This is a genomic window from Maribacter sp. PR66, assembly GCF_028464205.1.
Lineage (GTDB): Bacteria > Bacteroidota > Bacteroidia > Flavobacteriales > Flavobacteriaceae > Maribacter > Maribacter flavus.
On record NZ_JAQPCH010000001.1, the window covers coordinates 751,939 to 774,641 of the forward strand.

The following is a 22,703-nucleotide window of genomic DNA, read 5'->3' on the forward strand; positions in this document are numbered from 1 at the left end:
GAAATTTGGTGTTTTGTAGTTATCCCACCATAATCAAAAGGGCACCCAAAGCGGTAAGCACCAAGATCATTTTCCGAAAGAATTCCTCGTTTATCAATTTAATGATGCGGATGCCCACAAAGAAACCCAAGAAAATTCCTGGTAGCAGCTTTACGTTGAGCATCAAGGATTCCCAAGTGATGGTCTTCCAGACAAAGAAATGAAATGGCAACTTTAATACATTGACGATCAAAAACAGCCAAGCTGCCGTGCCTATGAAATGATTTTTGGGCAAACGCATGGCCAAAAAATAAATATTGGAAAAGGCACCTGCCAAATTTCCAACCATCGTAGTGATACCCGCCAAGGTACCAATGGCACCCGAAAACGTCCAATGCGTGGGAACGGTCTTCACCTTTTTTCGATCCCACCAATACATCATAAATACGGTAATGATGATGATTACGGCCATCCCGATCCTAAAAAGACTTTCCGGCAGGTCTTTCCCAATGAATACGCCTAAAATCAACCCGAATACCATCCAAGGAAGTACCTTGAATACGTAGCTCCATTGCGTATGCCTGTTGTAATAAATGACCGCGAAAATATCGGCCAAAATCAGTAAGGGAACCACCATACCGGTCGATTCCTTGGCACCAAAGGCCAAGGCCATAAAGGTGACATTAATGACCGCAATACCCTTAATTCCGGCTTTGGACATCCCAATTACAAAGGCAGCCAGCGTGGCCAAAATCCAGGACGTTAAAGAAATTTCCATGGTACGAAAGTAATTACCGAACGGTTTATGGGGCAAATCACAAAAGTATCTTAAATTATTTTATCTTTAGTAGCTAACTAATACCATTTCTGGTTTAGGAATGTACCAAAATTTACGCCGTTGCTTTTTTCTGTGCCGAAGCCTTGGAGATTGTAAATAGCCCGGGTTCTTTGCAATTTCCAAAATGAAGGCATAGGAAAAATGAACAAGTAAATTGGTGCATTTTTAAATTTGAAATGGTATAAAAACCAAACTATGGAATTAAGCACCCTCGACTACAGTTTTATAGTGGTCTTTTTCTCGATTGTCCTAGGTATAGGGATTTATGTCTCCAAAAAATCAGGGAAGGACTCTTCGGAATTTTTCCTTTCAGGGCGTACCATGCCTTGGTGGTTACTTGGGCTTTCCATGGTAGCCACGACGTTTTCAACCGATACGCCGAACCTCGTGACCGATATCGTACGTACCAATGGTGTTTCAGGAAACTGGGTATGGTGGGCCTTCTTATTAACCGGTTTGCTTACGGTCTTTGTGTATGCCAAATTATGGAGACGTTCCAATGTAAATACGGACTTGGAGTTCTATGAAATGCGGTATGGAGGTAAACCGGCAAGCTTCCTGCGCAAATTCAGGGCGGTATATTTAGGGGCCTTGTTCAACATTATTACTATGGCCTCCGTTACCTTGGCCGCCATTAAAATTGGAGGTATAATGTTGGGACTTGAACCATGGGAAACCGTTGTGGGAGCGGGCTTGATTACCGTGACCTTTAGTGCACTTGGGGGTTTTAAGGGTGTAGTGTATACCGATTTCCTTTTGTTTTTCGTTGCCATGTCCGGTGCCATTGGAGCGGCGTATTATTTGGTAAACATCCCCGAAGTAGGTGGTGTGGAGGCCTTAATGGCAAACGACTTGGTAAAAACGAAACTTGATATTCTCCCGAATTTTAGCGATAAAAAAGCGCTCATAATGTTGCTCATCATACCCTTGGCGGTGCAATGGTGGAGCGCCTGGTATCCCGGGGCCGAACCTGGTGGAGGCGGGTATATCGCACAACGAATGTTGGCTTCCAAGAACGAGAATCATGCGATAGGAGCTACGTTCTTCTTTAACATTATGCACTATGCCTTACGACCTTGGCCTTGGATTTTGGTCGCCTTGGCTTCTTTAGTCGTTTTCCCGGACATTGCAAGCATCCAAGAGGCCTTTCCCAATATCGATGAAGGTAAATTGGGACAGGATTTGGCCTATTCGGCCATGTTGACGAAGTTGCCAAGTGGTCTTTTGGGGGTCGTTTTGGCCTCCTTGATCGCCGCGTACATGAGTACCATTTCCACCCAATTGAACTGGGGTTCTTCCTACATCGTTTTTGATTTTTACAAACAACAATTGAATCCCAACGCCACCGAAAAACAAATGGTGGCCGTGGGCCGAATTTCAACGGTCATCTTAATGGTATTGAGCGCCGCCTTGGCACTTGCTCTTGAAAACGCCCTTCAGATTTTTGACATCCTTTTGACATTTGGTGCCGGGACCGGGCTCATATTCATATTACGATGGTTTTGGTGGCGTATCAATGCATGGAGCGAAATCGCCGCCATGTTCGCCTCTGGAATTATTTCCATTCTTTTAAAGACAACCGCTATCGGACCATTTCTTTTTGCCGAAGAAACGGGAGTTTTTCCAAGTTGGAGCGAGTATGTATTTGTAGTACTGCTTACCACGGCCATTTGGCTTGCCACTACATTTATGACCAAACCGGAATCCAAGGAAACGCTACGCTCTTTTTATAAGAAAATTCAGCCTGGGGGTCCGGGCTGGGCAAAAATTGTCCAGGAAGCAGAAACGGACGGAGTCCAAATCGCGAAGGACGAAAAATGGAGCGTACCCCAAGGAATTACGGCAATGCTTTTAGGTTGCGTCCTTATCTATTCCATCATGTTCGCAACGGGCTATTGGATTTATGGGAGGAGTACAAGTGCCCTCATCTTAACGGGTATTGCCTTGGTTACGGGCTTTCTGTTGGTAAAGGCTTGGAATAGAATGAAAGATAACATCCTTTAATTTTAGTCTTATGCAAAACAGAATTCTTTCCGTTGATATTTTTAGGGGTGCGACCATCTTGTTAATGGTTCTAGTAAACACACCAGGTACTTGGACGAACGTATATGCCCCCTTTAGACATGCCGAGTGGCACGGGTATACCCCAACCGATCTGGTATTTCCCTTCTTTTTGTTTATTGTGGGAACAAGCATTGTGTTTTCATATCGGAACAAAGAGGTGAATTCCAACACCTATAAAAAAATTATCGTTCGGACCCTTAAACTTATAGGTTTGGGGCTATTTCTGGGAGCCTTTATCATCGAGTTTCCTTTTTTTAAAGCTTGGGAGAATATTCGTTTTCCAGGGGTATTGCAACGGATCGGTGTGGTTTTCTTTTTCGCGTCTATTCTTTTCATCAATTTTAAATGGAAAACTTTGGTTGGTATCGCTATTGGACTTTTGGTAGGATATTGGTTGTTAATGACCTTGGTGTCTGTGGACGGCGTTGCCTCAACCTTGGAAAGGGCTCCTAACAATTTTGCCAATTGGTTGGATGTTAAAGTATTCGGGTCGCATAATTACAAGCCGGATTATGACCCCGAAGGACTTTTGAGCACCATCCCTTCCATAGTCAGTTCCCTACTGGGGATTTTTACCGGATTGATACTGGTTTCCAAGCAGGAGAAGAAAGCAACGCTCTTAATGGGTATTGGAGGCAGTCTTTTGATCATCGGGCACTTATGGGATTTAGTATTTCCTATCAACAAGGCCTTATGGACCAGTAGTTTTGTGTTGGTTACCGCAGGTTGGGCCAATTTGATTTTGGCCTTGATTTATTATTTGACCGATGTTAAACAAATCAAGTTTGGGAGTATTTTTAGATATGCCGGGGCCAATGCCATTATCATCTATTTTCTGTCCAGCTTCATTGCGAAAGTGATGGGTCAAATTCAGGTGGGCGACACGTCCCTACATGGTTGGTTGTTCCAGAAAATCTATGTGCATGATGCTATTTCGATGGAAATGTCTTCCTTGTTATATGGACTTACCGTTCTGGCCTTTTACGCCTTTTTGGGATATGTGTTGTACCAACGGAAGATTTTTTTCAAAGTATGATTTCACGGCTTCCGGTTCGACAAACTTACTTTTTATCGTTTCTGTTCATTTTTTCAGTTAATATAAATGAAATCCAGGCGCAGGAAGTGTATCTCCCTGGTTATGTTGTCACCTTGAAAGGAGACACTTTAATCGGCAATGTTAGTGACCGAAAAATGGGTCCGTTTGGAGGTATTCATGCTAAAATCAAATTTAAGGGCAACGGGCGTAAGAAGCGATATTCAGCAGATAACATCCAATCCTATAGAAAAGGCGATTCCATTTACAGATCGTTTAATTTGGACGGAGAGGACAGGTTTCTTCGTTTGGAAGTAGAGGGAGTAGTTTCTCTGTATAAGTTTGAATTGCAGGAACAAGGTGAAGGGATGGTAATGGATATCGCGTATCTAAAAAAGCGGGATAACCCTACATTGGTAAGGGCAGACCAAGGACTCTTAGGATTAAAACGGAACCTGTTGATTCAATTTTTTAGCGATTGTCCACCTTTGGCCGACAAAATCCGAAGCAAGGAATTTAAATTCCCCTATCAGGTAGTAAATTTTTATAACGAATGGAAAGCTCGCTAAAAAATGTTTTGGGTACAACACTGATTGCCTGTTGCCATAAACCCAAGACCGGTTTTTACAGGGACGGATTCTGTAAAACAGGTGTTGAGGACGTGGGTACCCATGTGGTTTGTGCCATAATGTCCAAGGAATTTTTGGAATATACGAAGTCCATGGGCAATGATCTATCTACACCAATTCCCCAATGGAATTTTCCCGGACTTCAAGAAGGTGATAAATGGTGCCTGTGCATTTCTCGTTGGCTACAGGCGGAGAAAGTAGGAAAGGCACCCAAGGTACTATTGGAAGCCACACATATTAAGGCACTAAAATTTACCTCGCTTGAAATTCTTAGTGCATACGCCGTAGAAAGTCAATAACGAAATGAAGTTTTCCAATTGAATAGGTTTTCCTTCAATTTGCCTAAATTGATTCCTGTTACTTCGATTGCCCCATCAACTTGGCCACGTACTTCCCTATAACATCAAATTCAAGATTAACTACCGTGCCCACTTTATAGGTATTGAATCTCGTATGCTCGTAGGTGTAGGGAATTATCGCCACATTAAAAGTGTTTGTTCCTGAATTCACTACTGTCAGACTTGTGCCATCAATAGTAATGGATCCTTTTTCTATGGTAGGGTTTCCGGTGGCCGGGTCATATTCAAAGGAGAATATCCAACTTCCGTTTTCTTCTTGGATGTTTGTGCAAACGCCAGTTTGGTCCACATGTCCCTGGACGATATGCCCGTCCAATCTGGAACCCATGATCATGGCACGTTCCATATTCACTCTGTCGCCTACCTTTAAATCGCCTAAATTGGTCTTTTTCAAGGTCTCTGCAATGGCGGTTACCCTATATGCATTGCCTGATATTTCCACAACGGTCAAACAAACGCCATTATGCGCCACACTTTGGTCTATTTTTAATTCAGAGGTAATGCCGGAAGATACCGTGATATCAAGGTTTCCACCCTTGGATTCCAAATGTGTTACTGTTCCCAATGTTTCAATGATTCCGGTAAACATGTGTCGTTTAATTTAAGTAATTTTGAAGTCTAAATCAGCTCACAAAGATACAGATATAATGGAGGAAAACGGGAACATTAAGTTGGGGATATCCATTGGGGATTTAAACGGAATTGGCTGCGAGGTGGTCCTAAAGACTTTTGAGGACAGCCGTATGCTCGATTTTTGTACTCCCATCATTTTTGCATCCAACAAAACCATTTCGGGCCAGCAAAAGGCTTTGAACATTTCCATTCCCTTTAACGGGGTTCATGAGGCTTCCAAGGCCGTGGACGGAAAACTGAACATTGTCAATGTATGGAAACAAGTTCCTGAGATACAATTTGGCCAGGCTACCAAGGAAGGGGGTGATTTCGCCCTCCAGTCCCTAAAGGCCGCTGTGGCCGCCTTAAAAAATGGCGATATCGATGTCCTGGTTACGGCGCCCATCAACAAGAACAACATTCAGGCGGAGGATTTTAAGTTTCCCGGTCATACTGATTATCTCGCGCAGGAGCTGGAAGGGGAAAGTTTGATGTTCATGGTTACGGACGACCTCAAGATAGGGCTGTTGACGGACCATGTAGCTGTTAAGGATGTGGCATCGGCCATTATACCCAGATTGATTCGGGATAAGGTAAATACGATCGAGAAATCCCTGAAAATGGATTTTGGTATCCAGAAACCCAAAATCGCGCTTTTGGGCATCAATCCGCATAGTGGGGACAACGGGGTGATAGGCAATGAAGACGAGGAGGTATTGAAACCCGTTATAAAAGAAATGGCCAATAACGGACATTTGGTCTTTGGGCCCTACTCCGCGGACAGCTTTTTCGGTTCGGATAATTACAAGAATTTTGATGCCGTATTGGCGGCCTATCACGACCAGGGACTGATTCCCTTTAAGACCCTTTCCTTTGGAAGGGGCGTTAATTTTACGGCTGGACTCAATAAGGTGCGCACTTCTCCGGATCACGGTACAGCGTATGAAATTGCCGGCAAAGGACAGGCAGACCATAGTTCCTTCAAGGAAGCCGTATTTATGGCCATCAAGATTTTTAGGAACAGAACAGAGTATTTGAAGCTTACGGAAAACGTTTTGAAAAAGCAGCGCCTCAAGCGTGAACGTTAGTTTTTGGCACCCAAAAAGTTATGAAGATAAATAGTTGATAACTATTGCCCGTTATCAAAATAATAGTATCTTTGCACCCGCCTTTTAAGGTAAGGATTTAATATTAAGAGTTGTACGTGATGAAGCAAAAGGAGTATACTATTCCTTTTTCAGGGTTGAAACAGGGAAAACACGACTTTAAGTATGAAATCGACAACAAGTTCTTTGAATCTTTTGGTTACGACGAATTTAATGAAGTAGCTGTTGACCTCACGATTGTTCTGAACAAAACAAGTACCATGTTGGAACTTGATTTTGAAGCGACGGGAACGGTGAACGTTGACTGTGATATGACCAGCGAACCCTACGATCAGCCTATAGAAGGGAGCTTGGAGCTCGTGGTAAAATTTGGTGAGGAATACGACGATGAAGACGACGAAATCCTCATTTTACCGCACGGAGAGCATCAGGTGAACGTTGCACAGTATATCTATGAGATGATTATCTTGGCCGTACCCCAAAAAAGGGTGCATCCAGGTATTGAGGACGGTACGCTGAAATCCGAAGCCTTGGAGCGACTCCAGGAACTTCAGCCAAAAGACAAGAAAAACGAAAACGAGGCAAGTGATCCCCGTTGGGACGAATTAAAAAAACTATTAACGGATAAATAAGGTTACAAATGGCACATCCTAAAAGAAAGACATCCAAAACCAGGAGAGACAAAAGAAGAACACATTACAAAGCGGTTGCACCTACATTGGCTACAGATTCTACCACTGGAGAAATGCATTTGTACCATAGGGCCCACTGGCACGAGGGTAAATTGTACTACAGAGGCCAGGTTTTGATTGACAAAGCAGAGGAAGTAGAGGCATAATGCGCCTTTTATAAACGGACTATCGACTCCCACTTCATATGAAGCGGGAGTTTTTTTTAGCCATAATCCAAATGTTTACCGAAATAATCCGCTTTAGGCTTTTTAAGAGTGCATCGGTATTAAACACATTAATTTTTTCAAAAACAGGTTGTTTTGCCACAAAAAGTCGGCGAAAATCACTAATTTTCACAACTTTTGACGTGTTTTTGAAAGTTTTTCACACGAAAGCAATTAAAATATGACCAAAATTACAGCAGCCATAACCGCTGTGGGAGGCTATGTTCCCCAATTTATCCTCACCAATAAAATGTTGGAAGAAATGGTAGAAACCAATGATGAGTGGATTACTACCAGAACGGGAATCAAGGAACGACGCATATTAAAAAAAGAGGAAGGGGAAGGTTCTTCCTATTTGGCCATCCAGGCGGCTAAACAGATCCTTCAAAAGAAAAACCTGGACCCGGCGGAAATAGATTTGGTCATCGTGGCCACCGCCACACCGGATAGTATGGTCGCCTCTACTGCGGCCTTTGTAGCATCGGAAATTGGTGCGAAGAACGCTTTTGCCTATGATCTTTTGGCGGCATGTTCCAGCTTTTTGTTCGGGATGTCCACTGCCGCCAGGTATATAGAATCTGGCCGATATAAAAAAGTATTGTTGATCGGGGCCGATAAAATGTCCTCCATCATAGATTACACCGATCGTACGACTTGTATCATCTTTGGGGATGGTGCGGGTGCCGTACTGTTCGAACCCAATGAGGAGGGATTGGGACTAAAGGACGAATATCTTAGGGCCGATGGCTCTGGTCGTCAGTTTTTGGGCATGGAAGGGGGAGGCTCCTTAATGCCCGCAACGGAACAGACCGTAAAGGACAAAAAACATTTTATATTTCAGGACGGGAAGACCGTATTCAAGTTTGCGGTCTCCAATATGGCAGATGTAGCGGAGCGCATCATGAAACGTAACAACCTTACGGATACCGATGTATCCTGGTTGGTACCGCATCAGGCGAATAAACGCATCATCGATGCCACGGCCAATAGAATGGGGCTGGACCAATCCAAGGTATTGATGAACATACAACGGTACGGCAATACCACATCGGCAACCCTTCCTTTGCTGTTAAGTGATTACGAGGATAAATTAAAAAAAGGAGATAATTTAGTTTTTGCCGCCTTTGGTGGTGGATTTACATGGGGATCCATTTATTTAAAGTGGGCCTATTAATTGGGAGACCAACTAACATTTAATTACAACTATGGATATTAAAGAAATTCAAAGCCTTATTAAATTCGTAGCTAAATCGGGAGCTAGTGAAGTGAAATTGGAGACGGATGACATCAAGATCACCATCCGTACCGGAAGCCCAGGCAGTGGCGAAACTACATTTGTACAATCCATTCCTATGGCCCAAGCGCCCGTAGCACCTACCGCTGCCCCACAAACGCAGCCAGAAGCACCTGCTACTCCTGCGGCCCCTGCCAAGGAAACGGAAAAGAAAGAGGACGATTCCAAATACATTACGATCAAATCGCCTATTATTGGAACTTTTTACAGAAAACCATCTCCGGACAAACCCGCCTTTGTGGAAGTTGGGGACAAGATTGCTGCCGGTGACGTTCTTTGCGTTATCGAGGCCATGAAGTTGTTCAACGATATCGAGTCTGAAGTGGCAGGTACCATTGTTAAGGTATTGGTAGATGACTCCTCACCAGTGGAGTTTGATCAACCATTGTTCTTAGTAGATCCATCATAAGGTTAAACCGCAAGCATCGAGTGCCAAATACCAAAAATGCTATTTTGGAATTTGGAATTTGAAGTTTGGAATTCGAAACTGTTATGTTTAAAAAAATACTGATTGCAAATAGGGGAGAAATTGCGCTGCGCGTTATCCGTACCTGTAAGGAAATGGGTATAAAAACGGTAGCGGTGTACAGCAAGGCCGATGAGGAAAGCCTTCATGTGCGTTTTGCGGATGAGGCCGTTTGTATAGGACCTGCACCCAGTAGCGAATCCTATTTGAAAATACCGAATATCATTGCGGCGGCAGAAATCACTAATGCGGACGCGATTCATCCCGGTTATGGTTTCCTTTCGGAAAACTCCAAGTTCTCCAAGATATGTGCGGAGCACGATATCAAGTTCATTGGGGCCTCTGCGGAACAAATAGACCGTATGGGCGATAAGGCCACGGCCAAGGCGACCATGAAGGCGGCCGGCGTACCCTGTGTACCTGGATCGGACGGACTCTTGAAGGATCTGGCCGATGCCAAGAAGACCGCCAAGAAAATGGGCTATCCCGTTATGATCAAGGCCACTGCCGGAGGTGGTGGTAAGGGAATGCGGGCCGTTTGGAGCGAGGACGAAATGGAGGCCCACTTTGAAAGTGCCGTAAAAGAGGCCAAGGCGGCCTTTGGGAACGGAGGGATGTATATGGAAAAGCTGATCGAGGAGCCTAGGCATATTGAAATCCAAGTGGTGGGCGACCAATATGGCAAGGCCTGTCACCTGTCCGAACGTGACTGTTCAGTACAGCGTCGCCATCAAAAATTAACGGAGGAAACCCCATCCCCTTTTATGACGGACAAACTCCGGGACGAAATGGGAAAAGCCGCCGTAAAGGCAGCGGAATATATCAAATACGAAGGGGCCGGTACGGTAGAGTTTTTGGTGGACAAACACCGTAAATTCTACTTTATGGAGATGAACACCCGTATCCAGGTAGAGCATCCCATTACGGAGCAGGTCATCGATTACGATTTGATCCGTGAACAGATTTTGGTTGCTGCCGGGGTACCTATTTCCGGAAAGAACTATTTTCCAAAACTGCACTCCATAGAATGTAGAATCAATGCGGAGGATCCTTACAACAACTTTAGGCCATCGCCGGGCAAGATTACTACCTTGCACATACCCGGAGGCCATGGCGTTCGTATGGATACGCACGTATACAGTGGCTATAGCATACCGCCCAACTACGATTCCATGATCGCCAAGTTGATTACCACCGCACAGACACGGGAAGAAGCGATCAATAAGATGAAAAGGGCCTTGGACGAGTTTGTGATCGAGGGCATAAAGACCACGATACCCTTCCATAGGCAATTGATGGACCATCCGGATTATTTGGCGGGGAACTATACCACCGCCTTTATGAATGATTTTAAGATGGACCCCCCAAAGGAAAATTAAAATGTAAAACTCCAACAGCAATGTTGGAGTTTTTTTTTGTTGCGAACTGGTCACTTCGACTCCGCTCAGTGACCCAAATAAGTCCATTCGGGCATTGAGAAGATTGCTTGTCCCCAAGCGTATTCCCAGAGTAGCCTGTCCTGAGCGTATACCCTGAGCGGAGTCGAAGGGAGTCGAGGGAGAGTCGAACGGAAGCGAAGGATAGTCGAAGGGAGACGAAATGCCAACCTCCTAAAGAATTATCAATAATAGATTTGTGTCAAACCATCATCAAAAACGGACCAACCACAAACCTGTAATACTTTTCCTAACAAGGATTTAATTATCTTAGGCGCACAGTGGGTATATGATCAAATGATTATATGTAATTGTTGCCAGTAATATTGAAACACAAGAAAGATTATACATTAATAATCATTTTAAATATATATTTCCGTTTTAGCATAAAAAATTATGAGGCGACAATATTACCTTTTAACACTAATCATACTAATAATAGGTTGTGAAAAAGAACAAACCTCTACGGAAAAGCAAATAGATATAATAGATGAAGTTTTAGAAAATGAAGACATTGACATTTCTTATATATTGGAAAATCCCATTATATATGAGAGCGTGAATTTCACCTTATCTATTAAAAACAATGAGCTTGGAATATCGAAAATAGAAGCTCAAATTGCTGATGAAATTGTTGCTCAAGTAGAAGATGGCAAAGAATTGGGGATAAACTTGAACCCTGATAATTTTCCCGCAGGAGACACTATCTTAACCTTAATAATCACAGATGCAAACGGTAATATTACCCAACACAATTATCCTATAAGCTTTCATAGAGTTCTATTGGAATTGGATTTAAAAGAAAACTTTTTCTTACCACCCCAATTTGTCGATTTTTATTTTTTCGCATCAGCTATAGATGGATCATTATTGGCATCAATAAAAATTGACCCCATATCCCAAAATTTCAAATTAACAACACCAATCGATATTTCTCCAGAGACGCCTTATTCGCTTACCTATGCGGCTATAGCTAGAGATATAAATAATACGTATACATTAACCAATCTATTTACAATTAAAGACCTCACCAGGAATAATTTACCTTTATTTTCACCCAAAGGGATATTATATTACGGTGCTTCGTCAAGAAGTGAATATAGCACTAATGGATTCCCAGATGATGATGTAATCAATATCGGTACAGTTTTTCCAAGTTACGGATATGATGTAGGGTATTATTCTAACACGAAAACCTTCGTTGTGGACAATATTGAAATGAATTTTGAAGATAGAGATATAACAAATTACTATGTTCCCTATCATAACTTATCTCAAAACGATTACGCTTATATCTGGCTTAATAAACAAGAACTATCATCAGATTTTGTATTGGACTTCAATAATTTACTTAGGGACGGTATAGAGTCAAGAATTTTCGATGCTTCTTACAATGATGGCAAAGGAGATGGTAGATTTGGCTATTTGACCATATTGGGCTATAATAATTCCCAAGATTTTCAGGATGGTATTTTTCATTATCTATGGCAAAGAAACCATGCAATAGATGCCTCATTCCCCACAGTCAATACTATACCGTATTTTTTAAACACAACTTTTGAAACATATAGTCATATTTACCAATGGGAAGACTATTATACAAATAGAATAGGGGTGCCATTAGAATCTTATAATATCCCGGTATGGTCATTTGAATATATTCAAAATGGAAAAGAAATAGATATTATTAAAAACGGAGATGGCCATACTTCTGGCAAGATTTTTTTAAATAATTTAAATGATGAAGCCATTATAAATGGAAAAAGAACCATTTACAATTGGAGTTACCTCTTTGATAGCCAGAATACTGAAAAGATAATCTTACCAGAATTACCAGATGATCTAAAGAATTCAGAGTTTGGGAGTTTACATAGCTCTAACAGCCTTTTAATAGAAAGGGTACTACTTAATAGCTATGATGGTATCTCAAGTTATCCTGATTATTTGGATAAGGTCATAAAAACGAATGAAAATATTTTAAAAGTTACTCCTAAGGTTGAAGCCAAATTTATAAACAGGAGGGGAAATCAATGGGTAATAGAAAGTGATAAGTTCTTTTACTGATTTCTTTTGTTTGAAGAATTTATTGATAGATTTTTCTCTTCATTTAATTATACAATAATAAAATTCAGAAGCAAACTTAAGCGGTGTATAATTAATTGTGGCCGGAATTTCCAACTGGAAATTCCTGCAATCAATTATCTTTAGAATACAAAACACCTAATATGGTATATAAATTAACAGCGTAAATCTATTTTTAACCTGTAGCCATATTTCAGGACTAGACATTGAACGGGAAAATCTAGGAAAGAATATGTTACTGAATATTGTGATAAAATTAGGTCCGGGCACTTGGAATATTCCAATTTTCGGAAGGAATTGCAATTGAGAATAATGGATTCTGAGGACATAGAAATTATTATGAAGCGAGTGGACCGTGATTTGAGTCACATGGCTGCTGCCGATATTACAAGAAGCAAGGGAAAACAAATGTTCTACGGTGGATTGGCTATTATGGCCTGCGGTATACTGGGGACTACAACCACCTATCTCGGAATTCTAGATCTTGGTGACCAATTTATATTAGCCTATGGTCCGGCTCTTGGTTTAGGAATGGCCGTAGTTGGAATGCATAAAATGAGCAGTTAGAAAACGTTTGCTAAAAAAATGTAAAATCAATTCCAGGTGGATTTTCGGAAATATCAAATGAATATTTCCGTTCTAAAAACTCGCACTAATCATACATACAACGTTGAATAATAATTATGAGAGAGTTCATCACTTCTACCTATTTAGTCGTATTCTTCTGTATTAATCTCGCAAGTCAAGAATCCGAATTTTTAGACGGAAAAATTATCACAAGAAAAGGAGACACGTTGAAGGGGCAGATTAAAGTACAAAATAGGTTTAGGAGTTTTAATAAAATTATTTACCTAGATAATGAAGGAAATGAAAAAAAAGTTGCAGTGGATAGTATTAAGAGCTATGAAAGGGGTAAAGAATTCTTTGAAACATTAATTATAAACTCTAAACTTTTTGTCTTGGCCAAACGAATTATCCTAGGCCCGAATATGACTCTTTATTATAGAAATGAGGCCACTGAAGTTTTTCCTGGACTATTAGATATGGACGGTGTATTACCAAAAGTCTTGAATAATGAATATCGCTATAAATACCTAAAAGACAAGAATAATAATGTTATTACCTTGTCTTTTACAAGAAGAGCGGGAGAGACACCCTTTAAGGATATTGTTGAGAAATTAAATTCTAAACCACTCCATAAAAATAAAAGCCTTAAAAGATTCTTATCTGAATATCCGAACATAATCAAAAAAATAGAAGCCAAGCAAATAACTAAAATCGAGGAGGTTGTAGTAGAATGAAACAATGTTAGTGGAGAATACTGGAAGAATTAAATAACTATTGCTAGTATCGTTTAATATTTATTGTCTTTAGAATTTCCATTTTGAAGTCCTTGCAATTAATTATCTTTAAACAAGAAGTCCATTCCTATATGAAAACCCTCCCCACAGTCCTTATTTTATTCCTTTCGGCCTTCACGGTAACTGCGCAGGACATCACCGGAGATTGGCATGGGGGGTTACAAGTTCAGGGTATCCAATTACGGGTGGTGTTTCATATTCAGGAGGAAGGCGAGGGCTATACCGCTACTATGGACAGTCCGGATCAGGGAGCCAAGGATATTCCGGTGACTTCCACGTCTTTTGAAAATCAAGTATTAAAAATAAACATGCCCAATCTGGGGATTGTCTACGAAGGTACTTTAAACGAGGCCGGCACTATAACGGGAGATTTTAACCAATTTGGGCAAATCCTACCCTTGGAACTGAGCAGGGAAGCTGCAAAAAAAGAAACGGTTTTGCGCCCCCAAGAACCTGTAAAGCCTTATCCCTATTACACGGAAGAAGTCACCTTTAGAAACGAAAAGGCGGATATAGAGCTGGCCGGGACCTTGAGCCTGCCAAAACAAGAAGGTGTTTTTCCCGTGGTGGTCTTGATCAGTGGGAGCGGACCCCAAAACAGGGACGAGGAATTGTTTGGGCACCGGCCTTTTTTGGTCTTGGCAGATTACCTCACCCGCAACGGCATTGCCGTCCTCCGCTATGACGACCGTGGTACGGCCCTCTCCACCGGGAATTTTGAATCGGCCACCAGTGAGGATTTTTCAGAAGACGTGGAAGCCGCCGTGGCCTATTTACGAACCCGAACGGAAATCGATAAAAATAACATCGGACTTATTGGCCACAGTGAAGGGGGTATGATCGCGCCCATGGTGGCGAGTCGGGATAAGGACATCGCCTTTATCGTGCTCATGGCGGGCGTAGGGATTCCCGGGGACGAATTGCTGTTGTTACAGCAGCGGGCTGTGGGAAAGGTTTCGGGCCTCAGCGAGACCCTATTGATGGATATTGAAACTGGCAATAGAACCGTCTTTTCCATGATCAAGGAATCCTCGGACCTGACGCAATTAAGTGCGGACCTTACCAAATACTTTAAAGAACATCCGGGACCAAGCAAACCCCCAGGGGTTGATGTAGATACGTATGCCCAATTACGGGTAGATCAGTTGCTGAATCCATGGTGGCTGCATTTTATCCGTTATGACCCGGCGGGTACGTTAGGGGAAGTGGCATGTCCTGTACTGGCCATTAACGGGGAAATGGACGTACAGGTGCCCCCACGGGAAAATCTGACCGCTATCCAAGAAGCCTTGGAAGGTGGAGGAAATACGCAGGTGACCATCAAGGAACTCCCAACGCTGAACCATTTGTTCCAGGAAAGTACTACGGGTTCTCCAACCGAATATGGGCAGATTTCCCAGACCCTGGCCCCGGAAGCACTTGATACGATGCTGTTATGGATCCAAAAACAGGTACGGCCATGAACCTGAGCTATTGGGAACGAAAATCGTGGCTGTCCGAGGTAGATTTCACCATCATCGGTAGTGGAATCGTAGGGCTGACCTGCGCGTTACGACTTCGCGAAAAACATCCTAAAGCGAACATTTTGGTTTTGGAACGGGGCGTTTTGCCCCAGGGCGCCAGCACCAAAAATGCCGGTTTTGCTTGTTTTGGAAGTATTTCGGAAATCCTGTCCGACCTAAAATCCCATTCCGAGGAGGAACTATTGTCCTTGGTGGAACAGCGCTATTGGGGTATCCAATCCCTTCGGGAACTTTTGGGCGATGATAACATCGGGTATTTCAAGTATGGGGGGCATGAAGTTTTTTTGGAAAAGGATGCCGACTTATACGAACAATGCTTGGATAAATTGGAGTATATCAATGCCTTGCTGAGGCCTATTTTTAAACAAGCTCCTTTTGAGGTTTCGGACAATAGGTTTCGTTTCAAAGGTGTCCAGGAGAACTATATCACCCATCGGCTGGAAGGGCAAATAAATACGGGGAATATGATGCGGTCCCTGCTTCAGAAAGTACAAACAACGGGAATACAGATTTTGAATGCTACCGAGGTTAAAAAAATCGAAGATTTGGGAAGATCGGTTTTGGTTTCTTGTGCACATTTTGACTTTAAAACAAATAAACTTTTGACTGCCACGAACGGCTTTGCCCAACAATTGTTGCGCGAAGAAGTACAACCCGCCCGAGCCCAAGTAATCATCACCAAGCCTATTCCAGGTCTGGCCATCAAGGGTACCTTCCATTTTGATGAGGGCTATTATTACTTCCGTAACATCGATAACCGAATCCTCTTTGGTGGCGGAAGAAACCTCGATTTCAATATGGAGGAAACAACGGAATTCGGTTCCACACAAGTCGTTCAGGATAAATTGAAAGACCTCTTACAAACGGTGATTTTGCCTCATCAAGAGGTTGAGATCGATTATGGTTGGAGCGGCATCATGGGCGTAGGTTCCCAAAAACGGCCTATCATCAAACCACTTTCTGAAAACGTGGCCTGTGGCGTACGCCTAGGAGGTATGGGCATCGCCATTGGAACCTCTGTAGGAAGGCAATTGGGCGACCTGTTTTAAGAAAAATATACCGTACACCTATTTTTAATCCATCTTATCCCTCACCCTATTGCAGATGCTATTTTCTTCCTATATTGCATGTTCCCGTTTCTGGGAATAAAGTGCCCCAAGCCTTTATAATGTCTTCCTACCTTTTTGCTTTTTTATGTTTAAAAGAGAACTCCGTTATATGGGAAGAAGTTTCCTTATTGCATTAATTTTTGTTTGTCTGCTTTCGTCCTGTGCGGTGAACCAGACCAAATATCAGCGCAGATATAATGAGGTTTGGCGGGAGATGATACAATCCCAGGCCTGGATGGAATCGCTAAAGGGCAAGGATGTTGATCCTGCAGTGGGACTTTACGCGAGTTTGGATGACGAGGAAGTCTTGGACGAATCTACTACAAATTACGAAATGGCTTTCGAGAGCCAATATCAATCCCTTGTTTCAAGGGCCTACTTTAAAATCATTACCGAAGCAGAGAAATTGGACACCCGTATTACTGCCGAATATAAACAGATACAGAACAACCCCGAAAATTTTTCAAAGAAGGAAAGGGAGGAGGTTGAGCGCAAGTTTCAGGCACACAGGGCCATGCTGAGTGGTTTACGGTCCTGGAATATCTTCAGTGACGACCGATCCGGGGATTTGGATTATTTTAAAAGGGAAAACAGGGAAGCCATCCAAGAAATGATGCAGGAGGGCAAAGGTTCGGACCAAATGATTAACTTCCTGATTTATAAATTAGCCGATTTATATCACGTTGAAGAAGCATCGGGAAATTAAAAAACGGGCCTACGAACACTGCAAGGAATTTGTATCCAATCGTATGTCCAGAATATCCAAGCAAATTCAGGAAGTTCAGGAATCCTTGACTTCTGAGACCAAAAGTAGTGCCGGGGACAAGCATGAAACCGGAAGGGCCATGTTGCAGTTGGAACGGGAAAAACTGGGCAATCAACTGGCCGAATGTGAAAAAATGCAGGAACTGCTCCATAGGGTACAGCCAGATTCCCTGAACTCCATGGGAGGCTTAGGGGCCTTGGTAGAAACGGAAGATCGGTATTACTTTATTGCAATTTCCGCAGGGGCGATTACTACCGAAGGCCTTCCTATTTACTGTATTTCCCCGGCGACACCCATCGGCAAATTGTTATTGGGAAAAACTACCGGGGAGAGTTTTTTATTTAACGGGAACGCTTTTTCCGTTTTATCGATATCCTAAATAATCCGTGGATTTTTTGCCTATCTTGACAACAAATTAATATTTGTTGCGACTTTCCTATGGATAAAAAGAAAAAGCTTCGAAGTTCTGAATGGTTCGGGGATGACGGTAAAATGGGTTTTGTACACCGTTCTTGGTTGCGAAACCAAGGATATCCCGATGATTATTTTGAGGGTAGGCCCGTCATTGGTATTTGCAATACCTGGTCGGAATTAACTCCTTGTAATGGACACCTTCGTGATTTCGCCGAAGTGGTCAAAAAGGGAATTTTGGAAGCTGGGGGCGTGCCTATGGAGTTTCCCGTGATGTCCCTAGGGGAAACGATTATGAAACCTACAACCATGCTCTTTCGCAACTTGGCAAGTATGGATACAGAGGAATCCATCCGGGCCAATCCCTTGGATGGCATCGTGCTGTTGACGGGTTGTGACAAGACCACCCCGTCCACCATAATGGGAGCCTGCAGTGTGGATCTTCCCACGCTTGTAGTACCCGGCGGCCCCATGTTAAGCGGTCGTTTTAGAGGAGAAAAGGTAGGTTCCGGATCAATGAACTGGATGATTAAGGAACGGCAGGAAAACCAAGGATATTCAGCTGCCGATATTCGCGAAGCCGAAGTCTGTGTGGCCCGAAGCATCGGTCACTGTAACACGATGGGTACCGCATCAACGATGGCCACTATGACCGAAGCCTTGGGATTGACCCTTCCGGGGTATTCCTCTATTCCCGCAGCGGATTCCAGAAAGAAAACGTATGCACAACTTTCTGGCCGCAGGATCGTGGAGATGGTAAAAGAGGATTTGACCCTATCCAAAGTCTTGACGCGCAATGCCTTTGAAAACGCCATCATTGTGAACGCAGCGGTTGGAGGATCCACTAACTTGATAATTCACCTTACCGCCATAGCCCGCAGGATCGGTGTCGATTTAAAATTGGAGGATTTTGATTCCATTGGAAGCAAGATTCCACTATTGGTGAATATGAAACCTTCCGGGAAATACTTGATGGAGGATTTCTATTATGCCGGAGGTCTCCCCGTGGTAATGAAGGAATTGACGCCATTGTTACATCCGGAGACGGTTACGGTCAACGGAAAAACACTGACGAAAAATTATGAAGACGCCATTTGTTATGATACCGATGTTATTGCGAAGCTTGAAAAACCTTTTCAGGAGAAATCGGGCATTGCCGTACTCAAAGGAAATCTTTGTGAGAATGGCGCGGTGATCAAACCTTCGGCTGCTTCGCCCAAACTGATGAAGCATAGGGGGAAGGCCGTGGTCTTTGAAACGATGGAAGATTACCACGAACGTATCGATGACCCTAATTTGGATATCGACGAGAACAGCGTCATTGTTTTGAAAGGAGTGGGCCCCAAAGGCTATCCCGGCATGCCCGAAGTAGGGAATGTGGACCTTCCTAAAAAATTGTTAGCCAAGGGCATTACGGACATGGTCCGTATTTCCGATGGACGCATGAGCGGTACTGCAGCCGGAACCGTCGTACTTCATGTTTCACCGGAATCAACGGTGGGAGGAACGTTGGCCGTGGTACAGAACGGGGATTGGATAGAACTGGATGTACACAAAAGAACCTTGCATTTGGATATTGACGATGCCGAATTAGCGAAACGGAAGAAAGCATGGATTCCACCAAAACCTGTGGCAGATAGGGGGTACGTGAAACTATATATTGACCATGTTGAGCAGGCCGATTTGGGTGCCGATTTGGACTTTTTGGTAGGTGGCTCAGGATCCAAGGTAGAACGGGATTTACACTGATATGGTACTGATTTATTTGCTTTTGGCCATTGTGGCCATCATTTTCCTAACGACCCGATTGAAGGTCCATGCCTTTATGGCCCTCTTAATAGTTTCCTTGGCCTACGGTCTATTTTCTGGCATGTCCTATTCAGATATCATTATGTCCATAAACGATGGTTTTGGGGGCACGCTGGGGAAAATTGGACTGATCATTGTCCTAGGCGTGATCATCGGAGCTTTTTTGGAAAATACTGGAGGGGCCTTTGCCATTGCCGAAAAGGTCTTAAAGTTCATCGGCAAAAAAAGAATCATCACGGCCATGGGTGTCTTGGGCTATATTGTTTCCATTCCCGTTTTCGCGGATAGTGGATTTCTATTGTTGCACCCATTATCCAAAAGTCTTTCCAAAAAAGCAAAAATTTCCATTGCAGGTCCGGCCATTGCCTTGGGATTGGGACTTATGGCATCGCATACCATGGTGCCACCAACACCGGGTCCCATAGCGGCGGCAGGTATTTTGGGGGCCGATTTGGGCTTGGTCATTGCCTTTGGCTTTCCGGTGAGTATCATTGCTTTGATTGCAGGGCTCGTATTTGCATCGAAGTATGCCTCCAAAACCTATATTGAACCCGACTTGATCGGGGGTGCGGATTCTGAAAGGATATACAAGGAACAGCCAAGTGCCTTGAAATCGTCCATTCCCATCATTATACCCATTTTACTGATCGTTTTACGATCGATATTGAACCCGGAACGAACAGGAATCGATAATGGTTTTGTCGACTTCCTGAATTTTGTCGGGGAGCCGGTTATTGCTTTGCTTATAGGTGTTTTTCTGTGTTTACTATTGCCGAAAAAACTGGAGTACGATATGGTCTCCTCCTCGGGATGGATCGGTAAGGCCATTATGGATGCGGCATCTATCATCTTGATAACAGGAGCGGGCGGTATTTTTGGAAAGATTCTTCAAAATTCCGGTATTGCCGAAACCTTGGGCGATTTGCTCAGCGGATATAATCTGGGTATTTTTCTGCCCTTTGTCATTGCCGCTGCCATAAAATCGGCGCAGGGCTCCTCAACCGTGGCATTGGTGACCTCGGCCTCGATTATTTTTCCCATGATGTCGTCCCTAGGTTTTGAAACGGAAATACAGAAGGCTCTGGTGGTGATCGTTATTGGTGCCGGGTCGGCCGTGGTCTCCCATGCCAACGACAGTTTTTTCTGGGTGGTTACCCAAATGAGCGGGATGAACGTAAAAAATGGCTATCGATTGTTTAGCTTGGGAAGCGGTATACTTGGCTTAACCGGGGCGTTGGCCGTTTTTGTTTTGTATACGCTGTTTGCGTAACATCCAATAAGACCGCTCCTTCAAAGGAAGAGAGCTGTTCTTCTATAATTCCGGTTTGGACCGATTCGCTTTTTTTTCGGCATTGGCTTTCTTGGACTTCAACCGCTTTTCTATGGCCGATTTGGAGGGCTTACTGGCTTTTCGTTTTTTGGGAACTTTAAGTGCGGCTTCCAAAAGTGCAAAAAACCGCTCAACGGCCAGATCCTTGTTCTTATGCTGACTGCGGGATTCGTCACATTGCAATAACAAGGCCCCTTCATTCGTCAATTTGGAAGCCAATTTTTTGGAAATACGTGTTTTCTCGGTTTCGGAAAGAACCGATGAATTTACTACATCAAAGGTCAGCTCCACCTTGGAGGACACCTTATTGGCATGTTGTCCGCCTGGCCCGCTACTGCGGATGGCCTTGAATTGTAGTTCCTTTAAAATTCCTTCCTTGTCCAATCAGTTGTTTTGAACAAAGGTAAGAAACTACCTGGGAGTGCGTTCTTAGTTGATAAAAAGGGGCGCTAGTAGTAAGGTAAAAACGACTAGGGTCAGGATAAGATGTACTCTTTTCATAATTCGTATTAATTGTAAATGAACCCAATAACGGTCCAAAGTGCGGATTAGTTTATGGAAGGGCAAAATTTTGCTGAGAATTGGCCCATTTCCCTATTTTATCGTTAAACTGTCGTTCCTCCTTGCAATCGTTGATTTATGGTTTCGATGGAAACGTTGAGATACACTTTCTGTTCCGGTTCCAAGGGATAGGGGGAGTGAAAGAATAGGGTATCCCCTTCTTCGGATGCTCCTTCGATCAAATAATAAGGGCCCATAGGATACGATTCTTTGGCGAAAACAGTGATGCCGGAATTTTCAGAAATCCTGAACTCATGGGCATAGACGATGATTTTTCGCTTGGTGTTGGCGTAGGATTTTAGCACATCGATAGAAATACTGTTGGCCTCGCCAAACAGGGAGGCAATATATAGGCTTTTAGGGTTTGTATACAGGTCCATGGGTTTTCCTTTGGCCAAAACGGTCTTGTCCTTTAGTACCACTACCCTGTCCGTAAAAGGGAGCACATCCTGATAATCATGCGTAGCCACAATACAGGTAATACCATGGTCCCTTAAATATTTAAAAATGTTTCTTCGTAAGCTGTTTTTCAAGAAGTTGTCTATATGGCTAAAAGGTTCGTCCAAGAGAAGAATTTCCGGTTTTTGGGCCAATACACGCGCCAGTGCTACCCTCTGTTGCTGCCCCCCGCTAAGGTTTTTCACTTTGGTATCGGCAAAATCGGTAAGCTCGATCATTTCCAAAAGTTCCTGGGTACGCTCCTTTAATTCCTTCGGATAGAAAACGGAAAGATATTGACTGATATTTTCCGATACGTTCGTAAAGGGCATCAGGTCAAAATCCTGGGACAAGTATTTCATATACGGGGCACCCGGCACCAAATTGTAGGCCGGCCCCAGAACAGGTTCGTCCTCCCAAAAGATCTGGCCCTGTTCCAAATCCATCAGGCCATAGATGATTTTTAATAGCGTACTTTTTCCACAGCCACTTTCGCCTATGAGGGCCACATGTTCCCTGCGCTGGACCCTAAGGTCTATGTTTTCCAGTACGGTATCGGCATTATAACCAAAAGAAACATTTTCTATTCGTAGCATAACCAG

The 22,703-nt window shown here is 43.3% G+C and carries 23 protein-coding genes; 19 read left to right on the plus strand and 4 right to left on the minus strand.

Going from position 1 to position 22,703, the window contains the following annotated elements; translation table 11 throughout:
- Positions 1 to 19 precede the first annotated feature (19 nt).
- Positions 20 to 757 (minus strand): sulfite exporter TauE/SafE family protein, encoded by a 738-nt coding sequence (locus PP181_RS03190; RefSeq protein WP_272635959.1) that lies wholly within the window; start codon positions 755 to 757, stop codon positions 20 to 22.
- Between the two features lie 255 nt (positions 758 to 1,012).
- Between PP181_RS03190 and PP181_RS03195 the strand changes: the two genes are divergently transcribed.
- Genes PP181_RS03195 through PP181_RS03210 form a run of 4 tightly spaced genes read left to right on the plus strand, consistent with a single transcriptional unit; the run spans position 1,013 to position 4,842 of the window.
- Complete coding sequence (locus PP181_RS03195) at positions 1,013 to 2,821, plus strand: sodium:solute symporter family protein (protein WP_154917808.1); 1,809 nt, start codon at positions 1,013 to 1,015, stop codon at positions 2,819 to 2,821.
- Between the two features lie 10 nt (positions 2,822 to 2,831).
- Entirely contained in the window at positions 2,832 to 3,917 is a 1,086-nt protein-coding gene (locus PP181_RS03200; RefSeq protein ID WP_154917809.1) for an acyltransferase family protein, read from the plus strand.
- Positions 3,914 to 4,483 carry a hypothetical protein gene (locus PP181_RS03205; protein WP_272635960.1) on the plus strand — a complete coding sequence of 190 codons (570 nt, stop codon included), beginning with the start codon at positions 3,914 to 3,916 and terminating at the stop codon, positions 4,481 to 4,483. The genes PP181_RS03200 and PP181_RS03205 overlap by 4 nt, the downstream gene beginning before the upstream one ends.
- Positions 4,468 to 4,842, plus strand: a complete 375-nt coding sequence (locus PP181_RS03210; protein WP_138256741.1) for a DUF2237 family protein — start codon at positions 4,468 to 4,470, stop codon at positions 4,840 to 4,842. Before PP181_RS03205 ends, PP181_RS03210 begins: the two co-directional genes overlap by 16 nt.
- 58 nt (positions 4,843 to 4,900) lie before the next feature.
- Here the strand turns inward: PP181_RS03210 and PP181_RS03215 are convergent, their stop codons facing one another.
- The gene (locus tag PP181_RS03215; RefSeq protein WP_138256742.1) at positions 4,901 to 5,491 is read right to left on the minus strand and encodes a riboflavin synthase; all 591 of its coding nucleotides are present in this window, start codon (positions 5,489 to 5,491) and stop codon (positions 4,901 to 4,903) included.
- Positions 5,492 to 5,549: 58 nt separating this feature from the next.
- Between PP181_RS03215 and pdxA the strand changes: the two genes are divergently transcribed.
- The 15 genes from pdxA (at position 5,550) to PP181_RS03290 (ending at position 21,042) form a co-directional block, all read left to right on the plus strand.
- Complete coding sequence (pdxA, locus tag PP181_RS03220) at positions 5,550 to 6,602, plus strand: 4-hydroxythreonine-4-phosphate dehydrogenase PdxA (protein WP_154918519.1); 1,053 nt, start codon at positions 5,550 to 5,552, stop codon at positions 6,600 to 6,602.
- Between the two features lie 119 nt (positions 6,603 to 6,721).
- A complete protein-coding gene (locus PP181_RS03225; RefSeq protein ID WP_154917811.1) occupies positions 6,722 to 7,252 on the plus strand; it encodes a YceD family protein in 531 nt (176 codons plus the stop codon).
- A gap of 8 nt (positions 7,253 to 7,260) precedes the next feature.
- On the plus strand, positions 7,261 to 7,458 hold the full coding sequence (gene rpmF, locus PP181_RS03230; protein ID WP_125221936.1) for a 50S ribosomal protein L32: 198 nt from the start codon (positions 7,261 to 7,263) through the stop codon (positions 7,456 to 7,458).
- Positions 7,459 to 7,696: 238 nt separating this feature from the next.
- Positions 7,697 to 8,689 carry a beta-ketoacyl-ACP synthase III gene (locus PP181_RS03235; RefSeq protein ID WP_154917812.1) on the plus strand — a complete coding sequence of 331 codons (993 nt, stop codon included), beginning with the start codon at positions 7,697 to 7,699 and terminating at the stop codon, positions 8,687 to 8,689.
- A 31-nt stretch (positions 8,690 to 8,720) separates the two neighbouring features.
- Positions 8,721 to 9,218 (plus strand): acetyl-CoA carboxylase biotin carboxyl carrier protein, encoded by a 498-nt coding sequence (gene accB, locus PP181_RS03240; protein ID WP_154917813.1) that lies wholly within the window; start codon positions 8,721 to 8,723, stop codon positions 9,216 to 9,218.
- Between the two features lie 83 nt (positions 9,219 to 9,301).
- On the plus strand, positions 9,302 to 10,654 hold the full coding sequence (accC, locus tag PP181_RS03245; protein ID WP_154917814.1) for an acetyl-CoA carboxylase biotin carboxylase subunit: 1,353 nt from the start codon (positions 9,302 to 9,304) through the stop codon (positions 10,652 to 10,654).
- A 453-nt stretch (positions 10,655 to 11,107) separates the two neighbouring features.
- The gene (locus PP181_RS03250; protein ID WP_154917815.1) at positions 11,108 to 12,775 is read left to right on the plus strand and encodes a hypothetical protein; all 1,668 of its coding nucleotides are present in this window, start codon (positions 11,108 to 11,110) and stop codon (positions 12,773 to 12,775) included.
- A gap of 330 nt (positions 12,776 to 13,105) precedes the next feature.
- On the plus strand, positions 13,106 to 13,360 hold the full coding sequence (locus PP181_RS03255) for a hypothetical protein (RefSeq protein ID WP_272635962.1): 255 nt from the start codon (positions 13,106 to 13,108) through the stop codon (positions 13,358 to 13,360).
- Positions 13,361 to 13,476: 116 nt separating this feature from the next.
- On the plus strand, positions 13,477 to 14,094 hold the full coding sequence (locus PP181_RS03260; protein ID WP_154917817.1) for a hypothetical protein: 618 nt from the start codon (positions 13,477 to 13,479) through the stop codon (positions 14,092 to 14,094).
- A gap of 131 nt (positions 14,095 to 14,225) precedes the next feature.
- Positions 14,226 to 15,617, plus strand: a complete 1,392-nt coding sequence (locus tag PP181_RS03265; RefSeq protein WP_272635963.1) for an alpha/beta hydrolase family protein — start codon at positions 14,226 to 14,228, stop codon at positions 15,615 to 15,617.
- Positions 15,614 to 16,726, plus strand: a complete 1,113-nt coding sequence (locus PP181_RS03270; protein WP_272636205.1) for an NAD(P)/FAD-dependent oxidoreductase — start codon at positions 15,614 to 15,616, stop codon at positions 16,724 to 16,726. The genes PP181_RS03265 and PP181_RS03270 overlap by 4 nt, the downstream gene beginning before the upstream one ends.
- A 169-nt stretch (positions 16,727 to 16,895) precedes the next feature.
- Positions 16,896 to 17,492, plus strand: coding sequence for a hypothetical protein (locus PP181_RS03275; RefSeq protein ID WP_272635964.1), 597 nt, complete (start codon positions 16,896 to 16,898; stop codon positions 17,490 to 17,492).
- Positions 17,493 to 17,535: 43 nt separating this feature from the next.
- Positions 17,536 to 17,931 (plus strand): 3-oxoacyl-ACP synthase, encoded by a 396-nt coding sequence (locus PP181_RS03280; RefSeq protein ID WP_154917820.1) that lies wholly within the window; start codon positions 17,536 to 17,538, stop codon positions 17,929 to 17,931.
- A 59-nt stretch (positions 17,932 to 17,990) separates the two neighbouring features.
- Entirely contained in the window at positions 17,991 to 19,712 is a 1,722-nt protein-coding gene (locus PP181_RS03285) for an IlvD/Edd family dehydratase (protein ID WP_272635965.1), read from the plus strand.
- Between the two features lies 1 nt (position 19,713).
- Positions 19,714 to 21,042, plus strand: a complete 1,329-nt coding sequence (locus PP181_RS03290) for a GntP family permease (RefSeq protein ID WP_272635966.1) — start codon at positions 19,714 to 19,716, stop codon at positions 21,040 to 21,042.
- A gap of 42 nt (positions 21,043 to 21,084) precedes the next feature.
- Here PP181_RS03290 and arfB read toward each other — a convergent pair whose 3' ends face one another.
- Both arfB and PP181_RS03300 read right to left on the minus strand, forming a co-directional pair.
- A complete protein-coding gene (gene arfB / locus PP181_RS03295) occupies positions 21,085 to 21,486 on the minus strand; it encodes an alternative ribosome rescue aminoacyl-tRNA hydrolase ArfB (RefSeq protein ID WP_272635967.1) in 402 nt (133 codons plus the stop codon).
- Positions 21,487 to 21,707: 221 nt separating this feature from the next.
- The gene (locus tag PP181_RS03300; RefSeq protein ID WP_272635968.1) at positions 21,708 to 22,697 is read right to left on the minus strand and encodes an ABC transporter ATP-binding protein; all 990 of its coding nucleotides are present in this window, start codon (positions 22,695 to 22,697) and stop codon (positions 21,708 to 21,710) included.
- Positions 22,698 to 22,703: the final 6 nt, after the last annotated feature.